This is a genomic window from Peribacillus sp. NJ4 (assembly GCF_030348345.1).
In the GTDB taxonomy this organism is placed as follows: Bacteria; Bacillota; Bacilli; order Bacillales; family DSM-1321; genus Peribacillus.
In genome coordinates this window covers 3942728-3966668 of record NZ_JAUCFQ010000001.1, presented here as the reverse complement: position 1 = coordinate 3966668, position 23941 = coordinate 3942728, and the positions used below count along the sequence as shown (strand labels likewise).

Genomic DNA, 23941 nt, shown 5'->3' with positions numbered 1-23941 from the left:
AAGGTTGTGAAGTTATGGAGAATAATAACATCCAACAGTCTTTGAAACTGTTTATAGTGATGTCTAGAGCACATAGATCTATCAATGATGTGGTAAATAAACATATAGCCGAAGAGGGTTTGAATCCAACTGAGTTTGCAGTACTGGAATTACTTTATCATAAAGGCGATCAGCCTCTTCAGCAAATAGGAGGAAAAATCCTGCTAGCGAGCGGCAGCATTACCTATGTCGTGGATAAACTTGAACAGAAGGATTATCTACAGAGAATAGCATGTAAAGAGGATCGCCGTGTAACCTTTGCAAAAATTACGGAAAAAGGAAAAGCCTTCATTGAAGGGGTATTTCCCGAGCATGAAAAAAGAATCGATGATATCATGAGTGTACTTACGCAAGATGAAAAGGAAACCGTGATAGAATTGCTTAAAAAGATTGGGTATTCCGCTCAAAATTAGCTTAAGAACCAGCACCCGGAGTTTACTGCAGGTGCTGGTTTTTTTATGGCTAATAAAACCTAATTTGTTTCAAGGACATGAAGGTTTTTAATACCGTTGTGGCGAATTAAATTATATTACGATAACCGCTATTAATGAGAATGTGTCTTGAAAGTGATTTCGATTGGTGGATAACATTAATTTGGATTAAAAAATGTCGTTATATCATGAAAAGGAGTGTACATATGAAATTTACTGAGTATGAATATAAACGTCCTGAAATGGATGAGATTAAAACCCGATTCATGAACGCTTTGGAAAAGTTTACGGATGCTGGAAATGCTGATGAGCAAATAAAAGCCATGGAAGAAATAAATGAAATTCGAAATCATGTAGGTACGATGTTTAATTTGGTATATATTCGACATTCCATTGATACCAATGATGAATTTTATAAAGCGGAGAATGATTATTTAGATGACTTCTCCCCTGAAATGGAAGAATTAACATCAAAATTTTACTATGAACTCGTTCGCTCGAATTATCGTCAGGAGCTTGAGGTTAAATGGGGAAATCAACTATTTGACTTGGCAGAAGCCCAACTTAAAACCTTTTCACCCGAAATCATACCGCAACTGCAAAAAGAAAATAAATTATCGAGTGAATATTCGCAATTAATTGCCTCTGCAAAAATTCACTTTGATGGAAAAGAGCTGACACTTGCCCAGCTTCAGCCTTTTATGGAGTCGGCGGACCGTGAGTTAAGGAAAAATGCAAGTCGGGCATATTACGGTTTCTTTGAAGAAAAGCAGGTGGATTTGGATCGTATATTCGATGAACTTGTCAAGGTGAGGCATGAGATCTCGATAGCGCTAGGCTATGGAAACTTTGTGGAGCTTGGGTATTATCGAATGACAAGGACTGATTATGATGCTGATATGGCTGCTGCATTCCGCAAGCAGGTTAAAAAGGAAGTGGTACCGCTTGTTACCCGGCTGAAGGGACGTCAGCGCGAACGTCTTGGTTTGGAGAATTTAAACTATTATGATGAGAATTTTCATTTCAAGACTGGTAATGCCGTTCCAAAAGGCCCTGCGGAGTGGATCATCGAAAATGGGAAAAAGATGTACCAAGAGCTCTCGCCTGAAACGAATGAGTTTTTCAATTATATGATAGCTAATGACCTGATGGATCTTGTGGCGAAGAAAGGAAAAGAAAGCGGGGGCTACTGTACTTTTATAGAAGACTATAAAGCTCCATTCATCTTTTCCAATTTCAATGGTACTTCCGGGGATATAGATGTTTTAACGCATGAGGCAGGACATGCGTTCCAAGTATATCGCAGCCGTAATCTCGACATTCCTGAGTATTATTGGCCCACATATGAAGCCTGTGAAATCCATTCGATGAGTATGGAATTCCTAACTTGGCCATGGATGGAGCTATTTTTCAAGGAAGATACGGAAAAGTATAAGTTTTCCCATTTAAGTGGTGCTCTCACATTCCTCCCGTATGGGGTAGCTGTTGATGAATTTCAGCATTTTGTTTATGAAAATCCTGAAGCCTCCCCCCTTGAAAGAAAGCAGGCTTGGCGTAAGATCGAGATGGAATATTTGCCGCATCGTGATTATGAAGGGAATGAATACTTGGAGAACGGCGGGTATTGGCAGCGGCAAAGCCACATTTATCAGTCGCCTTTTTATTATATCGACTATACATTGGCCCAAATTTGCGCTTTCCAATTCTGGAAAAGGTCAGCTGAAAAAGATGAAACGGCTTGGAAGGATTATTTGAATCTGTGTCAACTTGGAGGCAGCAAGTCCTTCCTTGATCTCGTTGAATCTGCGAATCTGAAATCTCCATTTGTTGACGGGACAGTACAGTCGGTCGTTAAGGTGATAGACGAATGGCTTTCCACTGTCGATGATAAAGCATTATAAAAGATAATGTTTTAATGATTCGGTAATCATTTGGATGCTTTAATAAAACGCTTGGGGATTACTCCTTAAGCGTTTTTTAATCTTTCCTACGTTCAGAAGGTTTGGTACAAAAAGCTCTGCTAAAGCCTCACAGAGAAATTCGAAATAGGTGAACAGGGAAATTCAGACCACACAATGATAGGAAAGTTAACTAACTCTTTAATGCCATAAAGTCCAGGGGAAAACAGCCGACAAAAGGAATATTGCTCGGCTTGTCTTAAATGTCTCTTCCTTACATATATATGTAGGGAGGAGGGGAGAGTATGCTGTCAAGGTGGTCAGGGATTTTCCAGATTGCAGCGGTTTATGTAGGAACAGTCGTCGGTGCAGGTTTTGCAACTGGAAAAGAGATTGTCGAGTTTTTTACCCGTTATGGCTTCTATGGCTTTATTGGGATTTTAATAGCAGGTTATATTTTCATTTTCACTGGAACTAAAATCATGCTCATTTCCGCAAGGATCAGGGCTTCATCTTATGAGGAGTTCAATCAATTTCTTTTTGGAAAGAAAATTGCAGGAATCATCAACATCTTTTTCCTTATTATGCTGTTGGGGGTGACGGCTGTCATGATTTCGGGTTCAGGCGCGGTTTTCGAAGAACAACTTGGGGTTCCGAAAAGTATAGGGAGCTGGTCCACGATCATCCTGGCTTCCTTGGTCTTGATGATGGGAATGCGCGGTGTATTCACTGTAAACTCTTTTGTTGTACCAATCATGATCTGTTTCAGTTTGATCCTTTTTTTCTCGACTTTGGGAAATGGAGAGTTCTTCAAGACCCTTACAAAAGTGCCAGATGAAGTGATTACCCTGAAAATGATTTTGTCACCATTTGCCTATACAGCCTTTAACCTGGCCTTGGCACAGGCTGTGCTGGTTCCGGTTGCCTATGAAGTCCGAGATGAGAAGGTCATTAAACATGGTGCAATCCTTGGGGGCATATTCCTGACCATCATTTTATTAACGGGGCATTTTTCACTTATGACACTTCCTGATGTGAATAATTATGAAATTCCTTCGGCGGTTATTATGAGAACGGCAGCCAGCCAGTTATATTGGATGTTCATATTGGTGATTTACGGGGAGATATTCACTTCGGTCATCGGAAACATATATGGATTACAGAGGCAAATAAGCAGTTATATTAAAATGCCAAGCATGCTGATCATAGCGGTGATTTTTTTAATAGCTTTAATCATAAGTGAATTTGGATATGGAAGGTTATTAGGATATATTTATCCGGTTTTTGGATACATAAGCCTGCTTTTTTTAATGCTTGTCTGGAAAAGCAAGGGAGGGAAGGAGAAATGAAGAACGGGGGGCATGACCTTAGCCCTCCGTACCTGAATGGATGTTCATCCTTTCATCAGCGTCTTAGCCATCTGTAGAAAAGCATCCCGGTAATCCTTATCTTTTTTTGTGAACATAGTTAAGCGGACGGGTGCTTTTTCATCCTTGAGCAATATTGAAGTAATCACATCATCCCCACTTTTCACTTCAAATCCCATGCCGTTCTCGACATCAAGAGCTGGATCCACAATCGTGTCTGAAAGGCTTTTCAGCTGGGCTTGAACATTTTTTTCCACTTCATCCCAATTGACATCAGCCGTCAATAATTCGATTCTCATATAAATGGAGTCATCTTCAGTCAGGAACACGATGTCTTTTCCTGGTTCTTCGGCGCTTAATTTAAATTGTTGTAAAACATAGAGGCTGAACGGTTGATTATCACTTCTTTTTAAGAACGCTGTTTTTTCTATTGCTTTCCCGTTACTTATATATTGCAGGTTTTGCTCCATCAGTCTTACATTGTTGTTGTTTCCTTTATTGCCATTATCTCCATGTGAAGAATTGCCTTCGTTCTCCTCGTTAACAGAATTCTCCTGTGGCTGGTCTGCATTTTCGTCTGCGGTCGTACCGCAGCCAGTCAGCAGAAAAGCGGCGAATGCGGCACAGCCAATATAACGTGTCCAACTAGTCATGTCATTTCCCTCGTCTTTCTGATAGAATTCCAATATTCCTATAAAAGATATCACAGCAATCAGACATGCTGGTGATTTCCCCTTTAATAAAATGACGTTATCAATTGAAAATTGTTACAAAAAAGCAGGAACTTAAATTGAAATGATTACTAAAAAGTGAAAACGGAATGGTCATTGAGAAACCATCCCGTTTGATTACATTGAATTATCCTATGATTTTATAATTTTTATGGTTGACGACGGTTTTCTGCTCAAGTTCCAAATCACGATAATTTTCCATATACGTGACGTCCACGATTACTGAGTTCTCGTTCACTTTCTCGACGATTCCTTTTAAGCCTTCTCTAAATTCAATGATATTTCCGACTTCCGCTTTCTTCATGGTAATCATCCTTTCCCATTTCGTTTTACAATGATCAAAAAGTAACTATGGAGTAATTGGATTATTCGAACATCTTGCCGTTTAGATTTTGACGTGGGGAGTGCAAGTAAGAGAATTGGATATCTCTTCTGTCGGTACAGTAAGCTAAACTTTTAAAGGGAGTAGCAATTCTTGTAAAGGAGCAGTAATAATGAAATGGCATAATTTGGTATATCTTGAAAACGCAGTTATGCGTACCAGTATGTAATCCTATGTACAAAATATGCCAATCATTTTACATTATGATATTTTACTATACAGTTTGCACTATTTTAAAGCATACGTAAAGAAATATGTAGCAAGTGAGCCTCAAAAAATTCTGATTTATATAAAGTGGCATGCTTATGATAAAATGGAAACGGAATTTCTCCTGTCTGATTATGGATAGAAAATTTAAAAATTAGGAGGATAATATTATGAATGCTGAAGAAGCGAAAGATGTACTCGATAAACTGGCAAATCGAGAAATGGATGAATTCAGGATAACAAAAGAAGAATTTTTAGCTTTTCGTGAGGTTCTTATAAAAAGGGAAGACTTTAAACATTTTCGGGGGAATGCTCTCCATAACGGTGAAATAATTTATACTTATTTAGAAGAGGCGAGAAGTTAATGGACTGATATTTTAGGGTGGCTCATGAGTGAGCCACCCTATCTTCATTATTTACAATGGGAAACTACTTGCTTCCTTAATTTAATTAAAGCGGCCTTTCTCCATGATTTGACGGCTGCAGCAGTAACTTGATATACCTCAGCAATTTCACTCACTGTTTTATTTTCCAAGTACGTCTGTAAAAGCCAGCGTTGCTGATTCTTTGTCAAGCCTTCCGTATAAGGTAATATATTTTCGATGGGGAAGGCCTCTTCGTGGATTGAAAAAGGATCTTTAATCTCTAGTATGAAGGAATCAAATGGTTCGGTGCAGGTTTCATATTTATGATGATGCTTTAATTCGTTAAGGATTTTGCCTTTGATTACAGTATAGGCATAGTTAGAGAATTGTCCGTATTCCTCATTGAAATTCCCGATTGATTCCCATAAAGCAATCAAACCTACTTGAAAATATTCTTCTTTATTCTTATAGATCGATAGTGAGCGGATAATATGATGGATCATCGGGGTAAATTCAGTCTTTAGAGCTGAGAAATCTTCCATTGAGCAAGCTACCTTTAGAAAGTGCACTTTCATGTATTCCCGGGTGCTTCTACCATAAATAATTCGTTCGGTTATAGCGAAAGGGCATAAGTGAGAAATGTAAGGAAAACACGTTGGTTTTCAGGCGCTGAACCAGAAACTTATTGAAAGGGAAAGGAAGATTCAGAAGTTTGGAGAGTACTTTTGAATATGGGTTTGAATAAATGAAAGACACATCCGAATATTGGATGTGCCGAAACCATACACTCATTCTTTTTTCGATAGATTTATCGCAATTCAATGAATCATCATTTATTTTAAACATCAGCAATAGCTCAAAGTCCACTTTCACATGTAGCTCAAGATGAAAAAAGAGGAAGTGGGGGAGAAAAGCTGAAACAAAATGCTTCATTCCTTTTGTATTTCAATATGTATCCCCCTAAACACTTATGATTGTGATCCAATGTGGGGATGTTGATAAAACCATTGTTTTTTTAACTCTGCGATTTTCGGAATCCAGCTTCCTGTGCGTCTTGTTCGGTACAAAACATTTCTTCCGGTTTAGTTATTTCGTAATATTGGCCCGAAGGAATGTGATATATTTTATTGCCTTTAGAGTTTATATTCCCTTTAATTTCTGGGTTATTGCAAGATGAATTGACAGTGGTTTTTTTCTCTGATTCTTCTCCGGACTTCGAATCATCAAATCCATTTGAGGTTGCATAGTTTTCAATTGACCAAATCCCGATTTCTTCTTTTTGGGCTTGTTTCTGCATATCTTCCAATTCATCAAGATATTTAGTGTTCGGTGCATAAACATAGGCTACCCTGGCCAGTCCTTTTTCAAGCAGTAGTTTATTCACCATTTTTCCATCAACATAAAAATAGGCCAGCAGCCGGCCATATTTATCTCTTTCACCAATGCCGGTTTCTACTTCCACTTTAGAGCCCTCAGGCATTAAATCCTTGGTGAACTTGCTTGCTTCAGGTCCAAAAGGCTGAACGGGCTTGGAGGGGTGCACGGTTTCTGGGGTATCTACCAAAAGGAGCCTGACCGTTTCTTCATTTCCATTTGGCATTTTGATTTTTACTGTATCTCCATCGACAACCCTGACGATCTCGGCTGTGAATGTCCTGCCTTTCTCTTCTTTGGAAGAATTCGTGCTGGATTGAATATCTTCATTGGACATTGAATCTTCCTGTTTCGATTCATTGATCAAGTTATCTGATGCGGCCTGACAGCCAGTCAAAGTGATCAGACATATGGCAGTCAGGAGAAAAACAGGCAGATAAGAATGTAAAAAGGAATTTCTGTTCATGATAAGTCCTCCATTTTAAAGGTGTTTTCCATGTCCATCATGGATATATTCGGCAGGAATAATACTAACCTATAAAAAAGCGAAAGAAAATGAAATAACATTAAAATTTTCATATGCATCGCTACCCCATATCATGATAGTTTCTTATAATGATAAGGTGGAGTAAGGGAGGCAGGCGTGATAAATGATGTTTAGGCTTGAAAAAATTAGGTATAAAGGCATCCTGCATATTGATGATTTGAAAATATCCGATGGCATGGTTACTTGCTTGACAGGGGAAAGCGGAGCAGGAAAAACATCACTGCTACGATTATTGAACAGGATGGATGACCCGGATAGCGGTTCGATCTATTATCAAGATCAGTTGCTGGATAATTTCAACCCGATAGAGCTCCGACGTAGAGTCACAATGCTTTCTCAGACACCGTTCACTTTTCCGGGAACGATTGAAGAAAATCTCCAGCTGGGCCTGGAATTGACAGAACGGGAAAAAAAGGATAAAGCCGAATTGGTGAAAGCACTTGAAACCGTACAATTGCAGAAGTCTTTAGATGAGGGGGCGGAGAATCTTTCTGGAGGGGAGAAACAAAGGCTGGCACTAGCGAGATTACTTTTATTGAGACCAGAAGTGTATTTACTGGATGAACCGACTTCAGCTCTCGATGAGGAAACCGAGCTAAGGGTCATGAGCCGTTTTTTAGACGAAGTAAAGCGGGAAAAAGGAACGGTCATCATGATTACCCATTCAAAACAGCTTGCGGACATATGTGCTGAAAAGATGATCGTTCTGAAAAAGGCCAAGGAGGGTGACTATTAATGGAGGGTAATGGGATAATAGATATTGAGTTCTGGCGACTTTGTGCAGCCTATATCTTTGTTGTAGTACTGCTCATTATCGTTAAATGGCGAGGGATTTCACGGGAAAAGCAAATCATGCTCGCTACGGTACGGATGACGGTCCAACTCATTCTTGCCGGATACGTTTTGACATATATCTTTGAAAATCCCCACCCTTTACTTTCTTTAGGATTTCTATGTGCAATGGCTTTGTTCTCCATCCATAATATTTTTAAGCAAGTGCCCTATACGCTCAATAAGAAAATTAAAAGGATGGTCATCCTAAGTATGTTGTCAGGTCCCATGGCTGCCTTGTTTTATTTTAATGTGGTCGTGATCCATTTCACGCCATGGTATGAGCCAAGGTATTTCATTCCAATAGCAGGGATGATCGTGGGGAATGCAATGACTGGTGTGACATTAGCGCTTAAAAACCTCCATGATGGGATTAGCAGTAATCGTGAAAAAGTAGAAGCGATGTTGATGCTTGGAGCGACTCCTGCAAGGGCTGTGAAGAAATATGTGGATGCTGCATTCGACTCGGCAGTCCTCCCGACTTTGAACAATATGCTCGGGATGGGAATTATTTTCCTTCCAGGAATGATGACAGGGCAAATCCTGTCGGGAATAAGCCCACTCATCGCAATTGAATACCAGATTGCCATAATTATCGGAATTCTCGGGAGTGTTTCATTAACGGTCGTCCTTTTCATTATGCTTAGTTTCAGAGCTTTTTTTACCAAAAATGCACAGCTTTCCATTTAATAATTGAAGAATCTGAAAAGTAATGGTTGCAGTTCTATCTATATTTTTGTACTATTTTTTAGGTACCAGATAGTTATGGTTTGTTTGTTGGGGATGATAATGCTATTCTGATAAGGAAAAGGGCATTTCTTTACTGATTGGTTAGAGAACACCCCTTACATAACTTATTTTGTTAATTTATCTAAAGGAGATTGATTTATATGGTGGAAAAAACATTTACAGTAACTGCAGAAACAGGAATACATGCTCGGCCGGCTACATTGCTGGTACAAGCTGCCGGAAAATTCGATTCAGAAATAAACCTTGCTTATAAAGAGAAAAAAGTGAACCTTAAATCCATTATGGGTGTAATGTCACTAGGTATTGGCAAAGGGGCAGAGATTACGATTACTGCTGAAGGAAGCGATGAAAATGATGCACTGAACACACTTGCTGAAACGTTGAATAGAGAAGGATTAGCAGAATAATGTCCACTTTGATTAGTGGAATAGCAGCTTCAAACGGAATAGCCATCGCTAAAGCCTATCGACTGACTGAGCCAGATTTATCGATTGAAAAAAGAAGCATAGAAGATGTCGGGGCGGAAATATCCCGTTTTAAGGAAGCTATTCAAAAGTCAACAGTTGAATTGGAGATAATCAGGGAAAAAGCCGAAAAGGACTTAGGGGCCGATAAAGCCGCTATTTTTGACGCACACCTGCTTGTTTTGGCTGATCCGGAACTTATCACTCCAATTCAGGATAAAATACAATCGGAAAACGTCAACGCTGAGTTTTCCTTAAATGAAACCGCAAGCATGTTCATTACTATGTTTGAACAAATGGATAATGAATACATGAAGGAACGTGCAGCGGATATCCGTGACGTTACGAAACGGGTGTTGTCACATCTTTTAGGTGTTCATATTCCAAATCCAAGCATGATTGCTGAAGAAGTGATCATCATTGCGGAGGATTTGACTCCTTCCGATACGGCACAATTGAATCCGGCTTACGTCAAAGGATTTACGACCGATATCGGTGGACGTACATCCCATTCAGCCATAATGGCGCGTTCATTGGAAATTCCAGCAGTCGTTGGAGCAAAGTCAGTAACCTCATCCATTGAAAATGGTGACTTGGTCATTATTGATGGCTTAAAGGGTGAAGTGCACATCAATCCTACTCCTGAACTCGTGAAACGCTACGAAGAGGAACAGGAAGCATATGCATTGCAAAAGGCTGAGTGGGCGAAACTGGTTCATGAACAAACGGTTACAAAAGATGGTCATCATGTGGAATTGGCTGCCAATATCGGTACGCCGAAAGATCTAGAGGGCGTTCATCAAAATGGCGGTGAAGGCATCGGGTTATACCGTACGGAATTTCTTTATATGGGCAGAAATGACTTCCCGAGTGAAGAAGAACAGTTCGAGGCATACAAAGCGGTGCTGGAAGGAATGTCAGGAAAGCCTGTAGTCGTCAGAACGCTTGACATAGGCGGAGACAAGGAGTTACCTTATCTAGAGCTTCCTAAGGAAATGAATCCTTTCCTTGGTTACCGTGCGATTCGCCTCTGCTTAAATGAGCAGGAGATTTTCCGGACCCAGCTCCGTGCCCTGCTTCGTGCAAGCATTTACGGTGATTTGAAAATCATGTTCCCGATGATTGCAACATTAGCTGAATTCCGCGAAGCAAAAGCCGTCTTGGCTGAAGTTAGACAGGAATTGCTTGATAATGGTGTTCAAGTTGCCGAAAAAATTGAGGTCGGAATTATGGTTGAAATCCCTTCAACTGCAGTGATGGCTGATATATTTGCTAAGGAAGTCGATTTCTTCAGCATAGGCACTAATGACTTGATTCAGTATACGATGGCCGCTGACCGAATGAATGAGAGAGTATCTTATTTATACCAACCATATAATCCAGCGATTTTACGCCTTGTTAAAATGGTTATAGATGCAGCTCATAAAGAAGGGAAATGGGCCGGGATGTGCGGTGAGATGGCTGGAGATGAAGTGGCTATCCCGATCTTAATCGGAATGGGCCTTGATGAATTCTCAATGAGTGCCACTTCCATTTTAAAAGCACGTTCCTTAATCAGCCAACTTTCGCTTGAAGAGATGAAAAAACTATCTCAGGAAGTTTTAGTGCTGGATACGAATGATAATGTGAAAGAAGCAGTAGTTAACGCTTTGAAGCAATAAATAAATGATATAAACGGCACCCCATCCCCTTCGGTTGGGGTGCTTTCCTGTAATTTATTCTTAACATTTTGATAAAGAATGTTTATTGCAACAAAATGGGGGTAAATAAAAAGCAAGCACAGTAGTTTGGCTCTATTAGGGCAGCTGACATTCTCATTTCCCCCTTTGTCGCCGGTTGGTTTATCCAACCGGCAATTTTTTTGAGTTTAACTACAGGGAATAAAAAAAACCAGAGAATGATTATTCAGATTTTTCACATTTCGATTATGACGATATAATGGAATTATTATTTTATTTTACGAAATGGAGGATATGATATTTTATGGAATTACATTTGGAAAAGAAAAATGCTTTGATTTTAGCTTCAAGCCAAGGTTTGGGAAAGGCGATGGCAGCAGAATTGGTAAAAGAAGGAGCAAATGTCATGCTAGCCAGCCGTGATGGTGAAAAGCTAGCCGCCGTGCAAAGGGAATTATCACAGCTTGGGGCTGGTAAAGTGGCTTATATGGTAACGGATATAACAAAGGCTGAAGATATTAAAAGCTTGGTTGGGAAAACTGTTGAAGAGTTGGGCGGTATCGACATTCTTATTAATAACGCCGGTGGGCCCCCAGGGGGATCATTTACAGATTTCAATGATGAAGAATGGCAACAATCTTTCGAACTTAATTTACTAAGCTTCATAAGGACGATTCGTGAGAGCTTGCCGCATCTAAAAAAACAGGGCGGAAAAATCGTAAATATTGCATCTTCATCCATTAAGGAGCCGATTCCTGGATTGATATTATCGAATACATTCCGAACTGCAATCGTGGGGTTGTCAAAGACGTTAGCTTCCGAGTTAGCTCCAGACCGGATTTTGGTCAATACAGTTGGTCCTGGAAGGATCGCAACAGACCGCGTTCAGCACCTTGATAAAATGAATGCAGAAAAACAAGGCGTCACACCTGAGAAGGTCACTGAACAATCCATCAATAAAATCCCACTTGGCCGTTATGGGGAACCCGAGGAATTTGCCAAGTTCGTTACTTTCCTTGTTTCAGGCGCTAATACATATTTAACTGGCCAGTCCTATTTAGTTGATGGAGGAATGATAAAGTCCATTTAAGGTTTTAAACAAAATGATTGGGAGGAATTTGCAGTGACGCAATCGAACGATGTGATCGGATTCATAGGTTTGGGAGTTATGGGAAAAAGTATGGCGGCCAATTTACTTAAGGCAGGATTTGAGGTATTCGTTTATACAAGGACGGAAGCAAAGGCAAGTGAACTTCTCTCACAGGGTGCAAAGTGGGCATCTGAACCTAAGGAAATCGCACAGAAGGCTAATGTGATCATTTCAATGGTAGGATATCCTAGCGATGTGGAAGAAATTTATCTTGGGGAAAATGGTCTTATCAAGAATGGGAAAAAAGGAGCCCATTTAATCGATATGACTACCTCCACACCATCCTTGGCCGTGAGAATAGCAGAGGAAGCCAAAAAAAGAGGAATGGAATCATTGGATGCACCGGTTTCTGGAGGGGATATCGGTGCTCGTGATGCGAAGCTTACGATAATGGTTGGCGGCGATAGTGAGGCGTTTGAAGCGGTCCGGCACATTTTTGATACCCTGGGCAGTAATGTTGTCCACCAAGGTCCTGCTGGGTCAGGCCAGCATACGAAAATGTGCAATCAAATTGCCATTGCATCTAACATGATCGGAGTAACTGAAGCAATTTCTTATGCCAAAAAGGCGGGGTTGGATCCGGACCAGGTTCTGAAAAGCATATCTTCGGGTTCTGCCGGAAGCTGGTCACTGTCCAATCTTGTGCCGCGAATGGTCAAAGGGGATTTTGAACCAGGTTTTTATATCAAGCATTTTATTAAGGATATGAAAATTGCACTTGATGAAGCTGAAAGGATGGGAATGGAGGCTCCGGGGTTAAGCCTGAGCAAATCCCTATATGAGGGGCTGGCAGAAGCTGGCGAGGAAAATAGCGGTACCCAGGCATTATATAAACACTATAATTAAGTGCTAGCATATCTTTTTCATGAATAAGCTGATAGCGACAGCCTTTACAAAAAGGAGTGATCGTTATGGGCGAATTCGATGATATCAATATGAAATTCCAGGAATTAGAAGATGGTCGATATATTGTCAGGATTGAAGGGTATAAACGCGAGAAAACCATTCATCAAACAAAGCCCATTCGTTGGGATCTGAAATTAATGAATGAAAGTCCGCTAATCTTGCCGGTGAAATTCAGTCATATCGAAACGAATGCCGGCTTCCAGATCCTGATGCGCGAATTGAAAAGTTTAGGTCTTTCAAAGCCGCGCTCCGCAAAGGAATTTGAAGAAGTGATGGCTGATTTACTTGGGTCCATCGTTGAAGTGAGCCTTACCACGACGAATAAGGAAGAGGGATATCGGGAAATTCGTTTTTTACGGAGATTGTATTAGTTGTCCGACATGGTGTAATACAATCAGTAGCTGAAATCTTTGAGAATAGGAAAGTGGCCTTCAATCGTTTTATTGAAGGCCACTTTTTTGTCCGGTTCAATCAAGCTAAAAATGCTTCTATACGGTCCAAAGCCTTTTCAAGTGTTTCCATTGAATAGGCATAGGATATCCTAAAGTACCCTTCGCCAAGTGGAGAGAAAGCATCTCCAGGGACTACTGCCACTTTTTCCTGTTTAACAAGCTTGAGGCAAAAGTCGAGGGAGGTGGTGTAGCCTTTCGGAAGCTTTATAAAGAAATAAAAAGCACCATTTGGTTTGATTATTTCCAGTTTCATCGCTTGTAAACGACTGTATACGTATTCACGTCTCCGTGCATACTCTGTCTTCATGGGAATGGCATCATCTTTACCTGCGGTCAAGGCAGCCAAGGCAGCTCTCTGCGATATGGAGGAGGCGCAAGTCACATTGTATTGATGGACCTTCAGGATATGCTGAGACACGGCTGCAGGCGCAAACAGAAGGCCAATTCTCCACCCGGTCATGGAATGGGACTTGGACAAACCGTTCAGGACGATGGTTTGTTCTTTTAAGAACGTGGCAATCGATACATGTTCCTGATCGAATACAAGTTCACTGTATATTTCATCCGCCAATATAAAGATGTCCTTGCCCCTTACCAGTTCGGCAATGTCCAATAATTCTTTGGAAGACAACGTAACCCCAGTCGGATTCGATGGATATGGCAGGACGATGCAACGAGTTTGATCAGTTATGTACTTTTCAATTATATCTGCAGTCAAACGAAATCCATTTTTTGTTGTATCGGCATAAATCGGGTTTGCACCGCACATTTTGATGATGGGTTCGTATCCTGGATAGACCGGCCCTGGTAATATTACTTCGTTCCCTGGGATGAGGATCGTTCGAAAGGTAATGTCAATGCCTTCACTTGCACCCGAGGTCACTATAACTTCATTCGATGGATCATAACTAAGCTTGTATTTATCCTTTACATATTCAGAAGCAGCTTCCCTTAATTCCTGATAGCCGGCATTGTGAGTATAAACGGTATAATCATTATCGATGGCTTGTTTTGCCGCTTCTTTAATATGCATTGGAGTTGGAAAGTCAGGCTGTCCTATCGTTAAGGAAATGGTGCCTTCGATTTCAGCGACCATATTGTAGAATTTACGGATCCCTGATATTTGAACTTCTTTTACTAGAGGGTTTATTAAATGTTCCACTATGAATATCCTCCCTTTTCATACTTCATGAGATTATGTACTATGTTTGACGGATTCATTCTATTTTATCATTTAGTTTGGATGGGGGAGAAATACTTTTTGAGATTAATGAATTAAAGGTATAATGAATGATAAGAAAAATTTGAGGGTTGATACATATGATAAGGACTTGCGCAATTACTTCTAACCAAGAAGTCAGTTTTGGTTTGCCGCTATCAGAAATGGATAATACGGATATCGAGTGGTATTGGGTGGATTTTTCCAACCCCACAAACAAGGAGATCGAACTTTTATCCAATCATTTTCACTTTCATCCGCTGGCAATTGAAGACTGCCTGGATGATTTTAACCAACGTCCCAAAATGGATTTTTATGAGGACTACCAATTTCTTGTGATTCATGCTCTCAGGCAGAAGGTATTTAGAGCAGTTGAATTGGATATGTTTGTTGGTGAAAAATGGATTGTCACTTTTCATAAGGAAGAAATGCTTGAACTTGAAAAGGTGTGGGAAGAAATTCCTGGAAATAAAATGTTGAAGCAAGGTCCCTTTTTCTTGATGCACAGGATAATTGACAGGATCGTCGATGAATTTTTCCCTCCTGTGTATAAAATGGAAAGCGAATTGGGGAGCATTGAGGACAATACTGAAAATGAAACGATAAACGAATTGATGGATCAGCTATTCGATTTACGAACGGATATGTCCAGGCTCCGTCGGACCATTTTACCGATGCGTGATTTATTATACAGGATGATTTCATCCGAGCGTCTGAATTACTTAAAAGATCAGCACCTGTATTTTACTGATGTGTACGATCATCTTCTTAAATTAACTGAAATGCTGGAATCTTACCGAGATTTCTCCTCCGATATCCGGGATAGTTATTTGTCGGTGAACTCTAATAATATGAATTCAACGATGATGACATTGACTGTAATCACTACAATTTTCATGCCGCTGACCTTCATAGTAGGCGTATATGGGATGAATTTTGAATACATGCCGGAATTGAATTGGCACTATGGCTATTACCTCGTCCTTGGAATGATGGGCGGAATTGCTTTGATGATGTTTTTATTCTTTGTTAAAAAAGGTTGGCTCACTCCAAGGAAAAGGTCACGAAAGAGCTGAAAACAACTAACTGACTTGCTGCTTTAATGATACCGGTATCATTTGAGACTTTATTTTGCGAAATACTAAATTTATGAATATGAGATTTGTTGAAATGGTGTACTGGCTCTATTGGTAATCCATAGGAAAGAGAAGAGTATGCTGGGCTTTGGTTACAATGGCAAGGAAGGGTCAACTAAATACTCCTGACTAGTAAAGTGACCGATATAAATGGAGAACGAATAGGGTTTTGAAGGGCTACAGGGCATTATTTTGCGACGATCCTATCAGCTTTTATGTCAGTTATATAATCGCGGGGGTTACACCGGAGAACAGGCCTTCATGATTTGATTGCCGGAACGGCAGTAGTGAAAAATGATCGAAGGGACCAGTTTGGGTCCCTTTTTTGTTTTGCTTGAATAGATGATAATCACTTCTTGATTCTTTTTTTATCTTTGCTCTAAACAAAAGACATAAGTAACCGAATTATTAGGTATGAGTTCATTTATAAAACCATGTTAGGTCTATGTATCCAAGAGCAGGACTTGCCTGCCCGGATAAATGATTGATGGAATTATAAAATGTATATGTAAGAGAAGGGCGAGATGAAAATTGGAAGCAAATAAAGGGATATTACTTGAAAGTGGAACAAATGAGCTTGAAATAGTGGAATTCGGCATCGGAAGGAATAAATTCGGCATTAACGTAATTAAGGTGAAGGAAATCATTAATCCTGTCCCCATCACGCTTGTACCTCATTCCCATCAAAATGTGGAGGGGATCATTGAGCTTCGCGGTGAAGTCCTGCCAGTTGTGAATGTAGCGGATGCTTTAGGGTTTCCGCCATCAGAAACTCCTGAGCAGGATAAATTCATAGTGGCTGAATTCAATCAGCAAAAAGTGGTCTTCCATGTCCATACGGTAACACAGATCCATCGTATTTCCTGGTCTCAAATCGAAAAGCCGTCGGATATGTACCAAGGCCTTGAAAGTCAGATTATCGGAGTAATAAAATTAAATAGCGAAATGTTACTGTTACTCGATTTTGAAAAAATAGTGGTCGAAATCAATCCGGAATCAGGGATAAACATCCAGCAGGTTAAAAAGCTTGGTAACAGGCAAAACTCAGATAAGAAAATCCTGATTGCAGAAGATTCCCCATTACTGAGAAAGCTGCTGTACGATACATTGTCAGAGGCTGGATTCAAGTACTTGGAGTTTTATGAGAATGGACTTGATGCAATCAATTATCTGGAGAACTTGATTGCATCGGGAAAAGTGGTCGAAGAAGAAGTGCAACTGGTGATTACCGATATTGAGATGCCCCAAATGGATGGTCATCATTTGACTAGAAGAATAAAGGAAAGCGGTGAACTCGCAGTATTGCCGGTGATTATTTTCTCTTCTTTGATTACGGACAGCTTGCGTCATAAAGGTCAAGTCGTGGGGGCTGACGCACAAATCAGCAAACCTGAAATTACGGAGCTTATAAATTTGATAGATAGAATTGCATTATAAATGTGAAAACGGGCCGATGAGGCATTACCTCACGGCCCGTTTGATTTATCCGAAATAAATACTTAATACTTGGAACCTTTTCCTAAAAAGGAAGATGGGAATGGATTGTGAAAAGGTTGCTTAACCGACCCACGCCCGTAAGACCTTTTCTCGGTATTGGTAGGGTTCGGTTGTTTTTCACCTGCTTGTCCAACGTAAGATTGCAGGATTTGTTTTGCCTTGGATAATGACAACGACGCTTTAGGGTTCCGTATGGATGCTGCCCGGCTGCCGAGGTGGGGTAGTTTTTTCAAATCTTCCTTAGTGGGAGGTAAATGAAAAACATATGATCCGCATTCAACGATTACGTCGGATTGTTGTGCTGCAAAGCGAGGGTTATCGGAGAAATGAAGTCCAATCTTCTTCGCTTTTCCTTCTTGCATAAGCTTGCTTAATGCGAGCCGCTTTAAATTATATAAATTCTTTGGCTCCAACGCAGTCTTTGCATGCTTATTAACAATAAACACGGCTTGGGCAAGGGAGTTGATCGAAAACTCATCCCTTTCAGAATGTCCTTTCGTTTGGTTCATTATGGGAACTCCTTTTCTTAATAAGGTTAGAAGGGACGTTACAGAACTCCTTCAATAAAAACCTGTTTTTATATTGGTTGAAATAGAGACGTGTGTGCCAATTAGGCTGAAAATAGTAAAATAATAATGCATGTACATCTCTAGGGTATGACAATCATTTCCCAACACTTTACCAACTATTCATTTTCATATTATACCACTTCAAAATATATAAGGAAGTAAAATTCAATCGAGCGCCTTTTGGGATAAGAAAAAGAAGGCGTTTAATGACGCCTTCTGTCCAATCCTTATTGAGTGTATATATTGATATTTTCAGATACCCCAGCCTGTGCCTGTGCCTGTGCGCCGAATTGTTGTGGGTAGCCCTGAAAACCTTGATACGCAGGGTAAGCAGGATAAGCCGGATAAGGAGGGTAAGCTGGCAAGTATGGAGGAGGATATGGATAGACAGGTGGACGGTTATTGAATAGCAACGGTCCAATTGCCAATCCTGCAACAAAAGCTACAGGCGCCAATAGAGGAAAGAAAGGAAAGAAGCGCTCGTCATTCCAATATTCAGGTCCATATTCATTCCCATATGCATTTCTGTATTCGTTCTGTAGCATTATGGTTTGAGGATAGTGGTAGTAAGGATAATGCTGTGTTTGCATAATTAGCCTCCTTTTCTCTAATTCTTTACATAGTATGGATTTTTATTAGAAAGGAGCCTGTTTCATCCTAATCTGTTATAATGAATCTACTTGTGAGAAAAATTTGAGGTGACTGTAATGGAACGGTTTAAAAGCATTTTTGCCGTCGGTTTTGGAGGAGCGGCGGGAGCGATATTACGTTATTGCGTGATCTTGACTACTGGCCATTCCTTCTTTCCGTTTGGAACCCTCTTAATAAATATAGTAGGCAGCTTTTTACTTGGAATGATTAATGGCTATTTCGCCTCGAAAAAGAAATCATTTTGGTTTTTAGCGCTGGGCAGCGGGTTTTGCGGCGGTTTCACCACGATGTCCACATTTTCCCAGGAAGTGGTGGATCTACTGCAGACTTCTCTGCCTTTTGCAGGACTGTATCTTGGGGCCACGCTTTTCTTTGGTTTGGTTGCCGGTTTCCTCGGACTGGGCCTTTTTAATAGACGGAGAGGTGAGCCCCTTTGATTGAAGTCCTTTCAGTTTTTATAGGAGGTTTTTTGGGAGCGGCCTCCAGATATGTCTTGCAGATTATTTTTAATAGGCTATTGCCAGCAGTCTCGATACCCTTTAGTATTTTACTGATTAACCTTATAGGTTCTTTCGGTTTAGGAATGGTATTTCCACAGAAAGAAAGCTGGGCTTTATCTTTGCAGGTTTTCCTGATAATAGGTTTCCTGGGAGCCTTTACGACCTTTTCTACATTCAGTATGGAAACTCTCGAACTTATAAGAAAACACCGTTATATAGATAGCCTTATCTATATGACGGTGTCGGTATTAGGTTGTATCGGCACTTTCCTTTGCGGCTACTTAAGTATGGCAAAGCCTTTATGACGATCGTTACTGGTAAAAAAACCTGGTTTTCTCAAATATAATTCTAATGCTATAATTCATAGGAATCCATTACTGATGATTTAGGTAAGAAGCTGTTTTGGTCGAACAGGTTTTGGTAATGAGTCTGGCGGAATTCACCTGTGTTATACACTATCATTTTTTAGCCTGCAATTCGTAAACCGTCAACTCAGGACGAGAAAGAAAACGATATGGGAGCCGGGTAGTGCCAAGCCCTCTATTAACATGTAATGTTAACGAGTCAATTTCATACGTGCCTTCTCGGTACTTTTCAGCGTAGGGGGGAGTTACAAGGGCTCCTGCAAAGGGAATTTGTACTTGACCTCCGTGACTGTGACCGCTTATTTGATACTGGATGTCGTAATTCCTTGATGTATCGGCAAGGTCAGGGGCATGCGAAAGCATAATGGTGAACACTTCTTCTGGGATGCCTGCAAGGGCTTTTTCAAAATCCGGTTTTCCAAGCATGGCATCATCAACCCCGGCAATGAATATTTCTTCAGCCGTTAATAAGGTAATCTTAGTTGAGGTATTTTGCAACATGGTAAAATGTGATTTCTTCATGATATCGCTGTAAATTTCTGAGCCATATCCCCCATGATCATGGTTACCGTAGATGCTGAATTTTCCAAGTGGCGCTTTGAGCTGATTCAATACAGAAGGGATTTTCTGCTGGGCCTTGTATTTATTAGGCTGGTCCATTAAATCTCCGGTAAATAAAATGACATCCGGGTCCAATTGGTTTATCTTATTGACAATTGCTTGTAAATCTTTAAGTTGAAATTGAAAGCCTAAATGCGTATCACTGAATTGGATCATTTTCATGCCATGAAAACCTTTTGGAATAAGGGGATGGCTGATTACATTATGCTTGATTTCTAACCATTTCGGCTCCAGATTATGAGCATAATAGCTTCCGCCAATACCTAAACCGGTTACGGTAGCCAATGTACCAAGGCTTTTCTTTAAAAATGTTCTTCTGGATATGGGTTTATTCAAATTAATCAACCTATCTAATATAAAAATGTTACTTCCTAATACTAACAAACAATATACATAAAATGAAGAAAATATCTTCTGTACGCATATGAAAAACATGTAAACTGGGGTTTAATGAAACCGTATCCGGTTTGAAATTGAACATCTATACGGAGGTAACATGATGACCGAACCAATGTTTATTACACTGATTATACTTCTATGCGCTATTGCGCTTTTTATACAAGGGAAATTTCGCGCCGATTTAATTGCACTTAGTGCACTAGCCATCCTGGGTTTACTGGGGATACTTACATTGGATGAACTGGTGGCCGGGTTTGCGAATCAAGTGGTAATCATGCTGGCTGGGCTATTTATCGTCGGTGCCGGCCTGTTAAATTCAGGAATAGTGGAAAAGGCAGGAAATAAGTTGTTAGGTTTATGTGGGGGCAGTGAATGGAAATCGCTGCTTATCGTGATGCTGACAGCTGGAATATTAAGTGCATTTTTAAGTGGAACAGGAATTGTTTCCATACTACTACCTCTCGTTATGAGCATGGCTTTACAACAAAAAACAAGTCCGACAAGGTATTTATTGCCCCTTGCCTATGCAAGCAGTATTGGCGGGCTATTAACACTTACCGGTACCCCATCCAATATGATTGTTGCTGATGTATTAAGGCAAAACGGAATAGGAACATTATCATTTTTTGACTTTACACCTGTGGGCTTGATCGCTTTTGCAGCAGGGTTATTCTTCATGTTGACACTTGGACGCCTCTTGCTACCTGAGAAAACGATTGCCGCGAACAATAGTGTAAAGGGACTGTCCGCAGGGGAGCTTGCCGGCATGTACAAAGTATATGACCGGTTGCATTATCTGCATATACCCGCTACTTCCGATATTGTTGGAGAAAGGCTGTCGGACCTTCAGCTTCCTATCCAGTATGAATTGACTTTGATTGAAATCCAACGGAAGCCGAAGGATAAGCAATTGCCGCTGTTGCAAAGGCAGCTGACGATTTCAGCCAGAGCGGATGAGGTTCTTCATCCTGAAGATATCATTTTGGTGTTTGGAGAAGAAGAAGCAGTTGAGAGATTGGCACTTAACTATGAACTGGAGTTTAAACATTTCAATACCGAACAAATTAAAAAACATTTTCTTAGCAGTAGGTTTGGATTGACGGAAATATTGATCGTTCCCAATTCGGATTATGAAAATCAAACCTTGATAGATGTGCATTTTCGTGAGAAATACCAGTGTAATGTGCTGGCAATCAATCGCAACGGTGAATATATTCAAGCGGATGTCGGGACGGAACGACTGAAACCGGGAGATGCAATCCTGATTCATGGAGAATGGGAGAACATTGAGCGGATTTCCACTGATTTACAGGATGTCATCGTTATTGGAAGTACTTCGGAAGATGGCTCTCCAGTCAACTCCAAGGGCAAGGCATGGATTAGCTTGGGAATCACTGCATTGATGATCATTCTTTTATCAATCGATTCCATCCCAGCTGTACTATCGGTAGTGACCGCAGCATTGTTGATGGTGATCACTGGATGTGTCCGTTCTATGGAGGATGCTTACCAAAAGATTAACTGGGAACCTGTACTATTGATTGCCGCTATGTTCGGAATAACGGCTGCATTGGATAATACCGGTGGAGTGAGGATGATAAGTGATTGGCTTGCCGTTTTATTCAGTAATATCGGGGCACACGGCATATTAGCTGTCTTTTACCTCCTGACACTTATCCTAAGCCAATTCATCCCCTATGGAGCTGCGACGGTAATCATGACGCCCATTGCCCTTACATCTGCAGTGAATCAAGGGATAGATCCTCTTCCTGTGTTTTTATGCCTTGCCGTTGCTGGCAGTTTAGCGCTATCCACTCCAAGGGTGGCCACTACCAACGCGCTTGTCATGACAGCAGGTGATTACAAGTATAAGGATTTTATCATGATCGGGATATCCATACAGATTTTCATTGGCGTTATCATGGTGATCACGATTCCATGGTTCTTCCCTTTTTGATAAGGCATAAGGCATTGTTCCATATATGGACAATGCCTTTTCAATGGAGAATCATTCAGTTTCATTCAAAAGGATGGAATGATCGGCGAATTTTAATTGGCTGAAAAAAGAGTTATATAGTAGGAATTAAAATTATTTATTATCAATGCTAGAAACTAATGGTATAATTTTGGCATATTGGTGTTTTCGTAATTAGGGGGAAGATGCATCATGGATACAGAAAAGATATTAAAGAATTTAGACAAGGTGACACCATTCTTTCAACCGATTTTCAGTGCAGATCAACATCAGGTAATCGGGTATGAAATTCTAGGGCGCTATGAGGAACAAGCGGAATATAAAAGCCTTGGCCCTTTTTTTCACGATTCTGCAGTTCCGGAAGAGTATAGGGTGGAAGTGGATAATTACGTACTTGAAATTGCCTTAGAGAGAATAAAAGACTATGGTGAAGATTTTCTTATCTTTATCAACAGAGATCCTAATTTGCTTATGCTGGATCATGGCGAAGAATTCATGGAGATTTTACATCGCCATTTCCAACCAGAAGAAATGCACCGGATCGTGCTGGAATTATCAGACACGATCAGTCCGGAAAACTTCGATCCTTTGCAGCATGTGCTTGCTTATTTTAAAACATATGGGATTAAGATAGCTTTAGATCATTTAGGGCAAGATACTCAATTAGACCGAATCGCACAGATTTCTCCGAATATTTTAAAAGTTAACCTGGACCAGCTTCGCATTTCAGGTGGAGATGCCTATCAGGTCATCCTGTTTTCTCTAAGCATGCTAGCACGAAAAATCGGCGCCAATTTACTTTTTGAGAACATTGAGTCCGAATACCAACTTCGTTTCGCATGGAAGAACGGGGGACGATATTATCAAGGATACTTTTTGGCGAAACCGCACGGCGAGTTCATTAATAAAGATTTACTTCGTGAAAAGTTCCATCAAGAATGTCAGTCCTTCATTTCACTCGAGACCAAGAAGCTTGAAGCCGTTTATCAAAAGACTTTGCAATTCAACGAAAATATGCAAAATTTCTTAAAACAGGAAAAGCGAGTTGGCACCCATGAAGAGTTTCTCGGTATTTTGGCGAAAAAATGGGATTCCATATGTTTTCGGCTTTATATTTGTGATGAAGAGGGGTATCAAAAATCACCCAATATCCTCCATAAGGACAAGCAATGGGTAGTCCAACCGAGTTATTTGAATAAAAATTGGAGCTGGAGACCTTATTTTCTCGAAAATATCGTAAAGATGCGTAATGAGAAAAAAGGGATTTTATCCGATTTATACAGTGATATCGAAACGGGAGAAACCATCCGGACCTTTTCATATCCCCTGAATAATAAGGAATACATTTTCTTTGATCTTTCGTATAGTTATTTATATGAAAATGAAGCCCTATTATAAGTAAAACGATTCATGTATACAATCGCTTAAAATGTGTA

General features: G+C 40.3%; 24 protein-coding genes and 1 pseudogene. 17 read left to right on the top strand and 8 right to left on the bottom strand.

Annotated elements, in window-relative coordinates:
- The first annotated feature begins 14 nt into the window (after nucleotides 1–14).
- The 3 genes from QUF94_RS19715 (at nucleotide 15) to QUF94_RS19705 (ending at nucleotide 3717) form a co-directional block, all read left to right on the top strand.
- Nucleotides 15–452 carry a MarR family winged helix-turn-helix transcriptional regulator gene (locus tag QUF94_RS19715; protein WP_289317320.1) on the top strand — a complete coding sequence of 146 codons (438 nt, stop codon included), beginning with the start codon at nucleotides 15–17 and terminating at the stop codon, nucleotides 450–452.
- 224 nt (nucleotides 453–676) lie between these two features.
- Nucleotides 677–2371, top strand: a complete 1695-nt coding sequence (locus QUF94_RS19710; RefSeq protein ID WP_289317319.1) for a M3 family oligoendopeptidase — start codon at nucleotides 677–679, stop codon at nucleotides 2369–2371.
- Between the two features lie 302 nt (nucleotides 2372–2673).
- Nucleotides 2674–3717, top strand: a complete 1044-nt coding sequence (locus QUF94_RS19705; RefSeq protein WP_289317318.1) for a YkvI family membrane protein — start codon at nucleotides 2674–2676, stop codon at nucleotides 3715–3717.
- 44 nt (nucleotides 3718–3761) lie between these two features.
- On the opposite strand, the gene QUF94_RS19700 is transcribed toward QUF94_RS19705, so the two are convergent.
- Both QUF94_RS19700 and QUF94_RS19695 read right to left on the bottom strand, forming a co-directional pair.
- Entirely contained in the window at nucleotides 3762–4388 is a 627-nt protein-coding gene (locus QUF94_RS19700; RefSeq protein ID WP_289317317.1) for a hypothetical protein, read from the bottom strand.
- Between the two features lie 205 nt (nucleotides 4389–4593).
- Nucleotides 4594–4770 carry a YkvS family protein gene (locus tag QUF94_RS19695; protein ID WP_064505160.1) on the bottom strand — a complete coding sequence of 59 codons (177 nt, stop codon included), beginning with the start codon at nucleotides 4768–4770 and terminating at the stop codon, nucleotides 4594–4596.
- A gap of 455 nt (nucleotides 4771–5225) precedes the next feature.
- On the opposite strand from QUF94_RS19695, the gene QUF94_RS19690 reads away from it, so the two are divergent.
- Nucleotides 5226–5420, top strand: a complete 195-nt coding sequence (locus QUF94_RS19690) for a hypothetical protein (protein ID WP_289317316.1) — start codon at nucleotides 5226–5228, stop codon at nucleotides 5418–5420.
- 47 nt (nucleotides 5421–5467) lie between these two features.
- Here QUF94_RS19690 and QUF94_RS19685 read toward each other — a convergent pair whose 3' ends face one another.
- Nucleotides 5468–5962, bottom strand: a complete 495-nt coding sequence (locus tag QUF94_RS19685) for a sigma-70 family RNA polymerase sigma factor (RefSeq protein ID WP_289317315.1) — start codon at nucleotides 5960–5962, stop codon at nucleotides 5468–5470.
- A 473-nt stretch (nucleotides 5963–6435) separates the two neighbouring features.
- Nucleotides 6436–7260, bottom strand: coding sequence for a thermonuclease family protein (locus QUF94_RS19680; protein ID WP_289317314.1), 825 nt, complete (start codon nucleotides 7258–7260; stop codon nucleotides 6436–6438).
- A gap of 187 nt (nucleotides 7261–7447) precedes the next feature.
- Between QUF94_RS19680 and QUF94_RS19675 the strand changes: the two genes are divergently transcribed.
- The 7 genes and pseudogenes from QUF94_RS19675 to QUF94_RS19645 all read left to right on the top strand — a co-directional run bounded on the left by QUF94_RS19675 (nucleotide 7448) and on the right by QUF94_RS19645 (nucleotide 13492).
- On the top strand, nucleotides 7448–8077 hold the full coding sequence (locus QUF94_RS19675; RefSeq protein ID WP_289318444.1) for an ABC transporter ATP-binding protein: 630 nt from the start codon (nucleotides 7448–7450) through the stop codon (nucleotides 8075–8077).
- A complete protein-coding gene (locus QUF94_RS19670; RefSeq protein WP_289317313.1) occupies nucleotides 8077–8862 on the top strand; it encodes an ABC transporter permease in 786 nt (261 codons plus the stop codon). Before QUF94_RS19675 ends, QUF94_RS19670 begins: the two co-directional genes overlap by 1 nt.
- A gap of 200 nt (nucleotides 8863–9062) precedes the next feature.
- A complete protein-coding gene (locus QUF94_RS19665) occupies nucleotides 9063–9329 on the top strand; it encodes a phosphocarrier protein HPr (protein ID WP_230157562.1) in 267 nt (88 codons plus the stop codon).
- A complete protein-coding gene (gene ptsP / locus QUF94_RS19660; protein ID WP_289317312.1) occupies nucleotides 9329–11047 on the top strand; it encodes a phosphoenolpyruvate--protein phosphotransferase in 1719 nt (572 codons plus the stop codon). Before QUF94_RS19665 ends, ptsP begins: the two co-directional genes overlap by 1 nt.
- Before the next feature lie 322 nt (nucleotides 11048–11369).
- Entirely contained in the window at nucleotides 11370–12155 is a 786-nt protein-coding gene (locus QUF94_RS19655; RefSeq protein WP_289317311.1) for an SDR family oxidoreductase, read from the top strand.
- A 21-nt stretch (nucleotides 12156–12176) separates the two neighbouring features.
- Nucleotides 12177–13061 (top strand): annotated as a pseudogene (locus QUF94_RS19650) (NAD(P)-dependent oxidoreductase); the annotation flags it as partial.
- A gap of 65 nt (nucleotides 13062–13126) precedes the next feature.
- On the top strand, nucleotides 13127–13492 hold the full coding sequence (locus QUF94_RS19645) for a hypothetical protein (RefSeq protein ID WP_061462238.1): 366 nt from the start codon (nucleotides 13127–13129) through the stop codon (nucleotides 13490–13492).
- 100 nt (nucleotides 13493–13592) lie between these two features.
- On the opposite strand, the gene QUF94_RS19640 is transcribed toward QUF94_RS19645, so the two are convergent.
- On the bottom strand, nucleotides 13593–14735 hold the full coding sequence (locus QUF94_RS19640; protein ID WP_289317310.1) for an aminotransferase A: 1143 nt from the start codon (nucleotides 14733–14735) through the stop codon (nucleotides 13593–13595).
- A gap of 158 nt (nucleotides 14736–14893) precedes the next feature.
- Between QUF94_RS19640 and corA the strand changes: the two genes are divergently transcribed.
- Entirely contained in the window at nucleotides 14894–15868 is a 975-nt protein-coding gene (gene corA, locus QUF94_RS19635) for a magnesium/cobalt transporter CorA (protein ID WP_289317309.1), read from the top strand.
- Nucleotides 15869–16459: 591 nt separating this feature from the next.
- On the top strand, nucleotides 16460–17365 hold the full coding sequence (locus QUF94_RS19630) for a chemotaxis protein (protein ID WP_289317308.1): 906 nt from the start codon (nucleotides 16460–16462) through the stop codon (nucleotides 17363–17365).
- Between the two features lie 62 nt (nucleotides 17366–17427).
- On the opposite strand, the gene QUF94_RS19625 is transcribed toward QUF94_RS19630, so the two are convergent.
- Nucleotides 17428–17934, bottom strand: a complete 507-nt coding sequence (locus tag QUF94_RS19625) for a YkyB family protein (protein WP_289317307.1) — start codon at nucleotides 17932–17934, stop codon at nucleotides 17428–17430.
- 287 nt (nucleotides 17935–18221) lie between these two features.
- On the bottom strand, nucleotides 18222–18584 hold the full coding sequence (locus QUF94_RS19620) for a hypothetical protein (RefSeq protein WP_289317306.1): 363 nt from the start codon (nucleotides 18582–18584) through the stop codon (nucleotides 18222–18224).
- 117 nt (nucleotides 18585–18701) lie between these two features.
- On the opposite strand from QUF94_RS19620, the gene QUF94_RS19615 reads away from it, so the two are divergent.
- On the top strand, nucleotides 18702–19082 hold the full coding sequence (locus tag QUF94_RS19615; RefSeq protein ID WP_289317305.1) for a fluoride efflux transporter FluC: 381 nt from the start codon (nucleotides 18702–18704) through the stop codon (nucleotides 19080–19082).
- Nucleotides 19079–19450, top strand: coding sequence for a fluoride efflux transporter CrcB (crcB, locus tag QUF94_RS19610; RefSeq protein ID WP_289317304.1), 372 nt, complete (start codon nucleotides 19079–19081; stop codon nucleotides 19448–19450). The genes QUF94_RS19615 and crcB overlap by 4 nt, the downstream gene beginning before the upstream one ends.
- Before the next feature lie 153 nt (nucleotides 19451–19603).
- Here the strand turns inward: crcB and QUF94_RS19605 are convergent, their stop codons facing one another.
- Nucleotides 19604–20467 carry a metallophosphoesterase gene (locus QUF94_RS19605; protein WP_289317303.1) on the bottom strand — a complete coding sequence of 288 codons (864 nt, stop codon included), beginning with the start codon at nucleotides 20465–20467 and terminating at the stop codon, nucleotides 19604–19606.
- A gap of 163 nt (nucleotides 20468–20630) precedes the next feature.
- On the opposite strand from QUF94_RS19605, the gene QUF94_RS19600 reads away from it, so the two are divergent.
- Together QUF94_RS19600 and QUF94_RS19595 are read left to right on the top strand one after the other, a co-directional pair.
- Nucleotides 20631–22487, top strand: coding sequence for an SLC13 family permease (locus QUF94_RS19600; protein WP_289317302.1), 1857 nt, complete (start codon nucleotides 20631–20633; stop codon nucleotides 22485–22487).
- A gap of 210 nt (nucleotides 22488–22697) precedes the next feature.
- Nucleotides 22698–23903, top strand: a complete 1206-nt coding sequence (locus tag QUF94_RS19595) for an EAL domain-containing protein (protein WP_289317301.1) — start codon at nucleotides 22698–22700, stop codon at nucleotides 23901–23903.
- Nucleotides 23904–23941 lie beyond the last annotated feature (38 nt).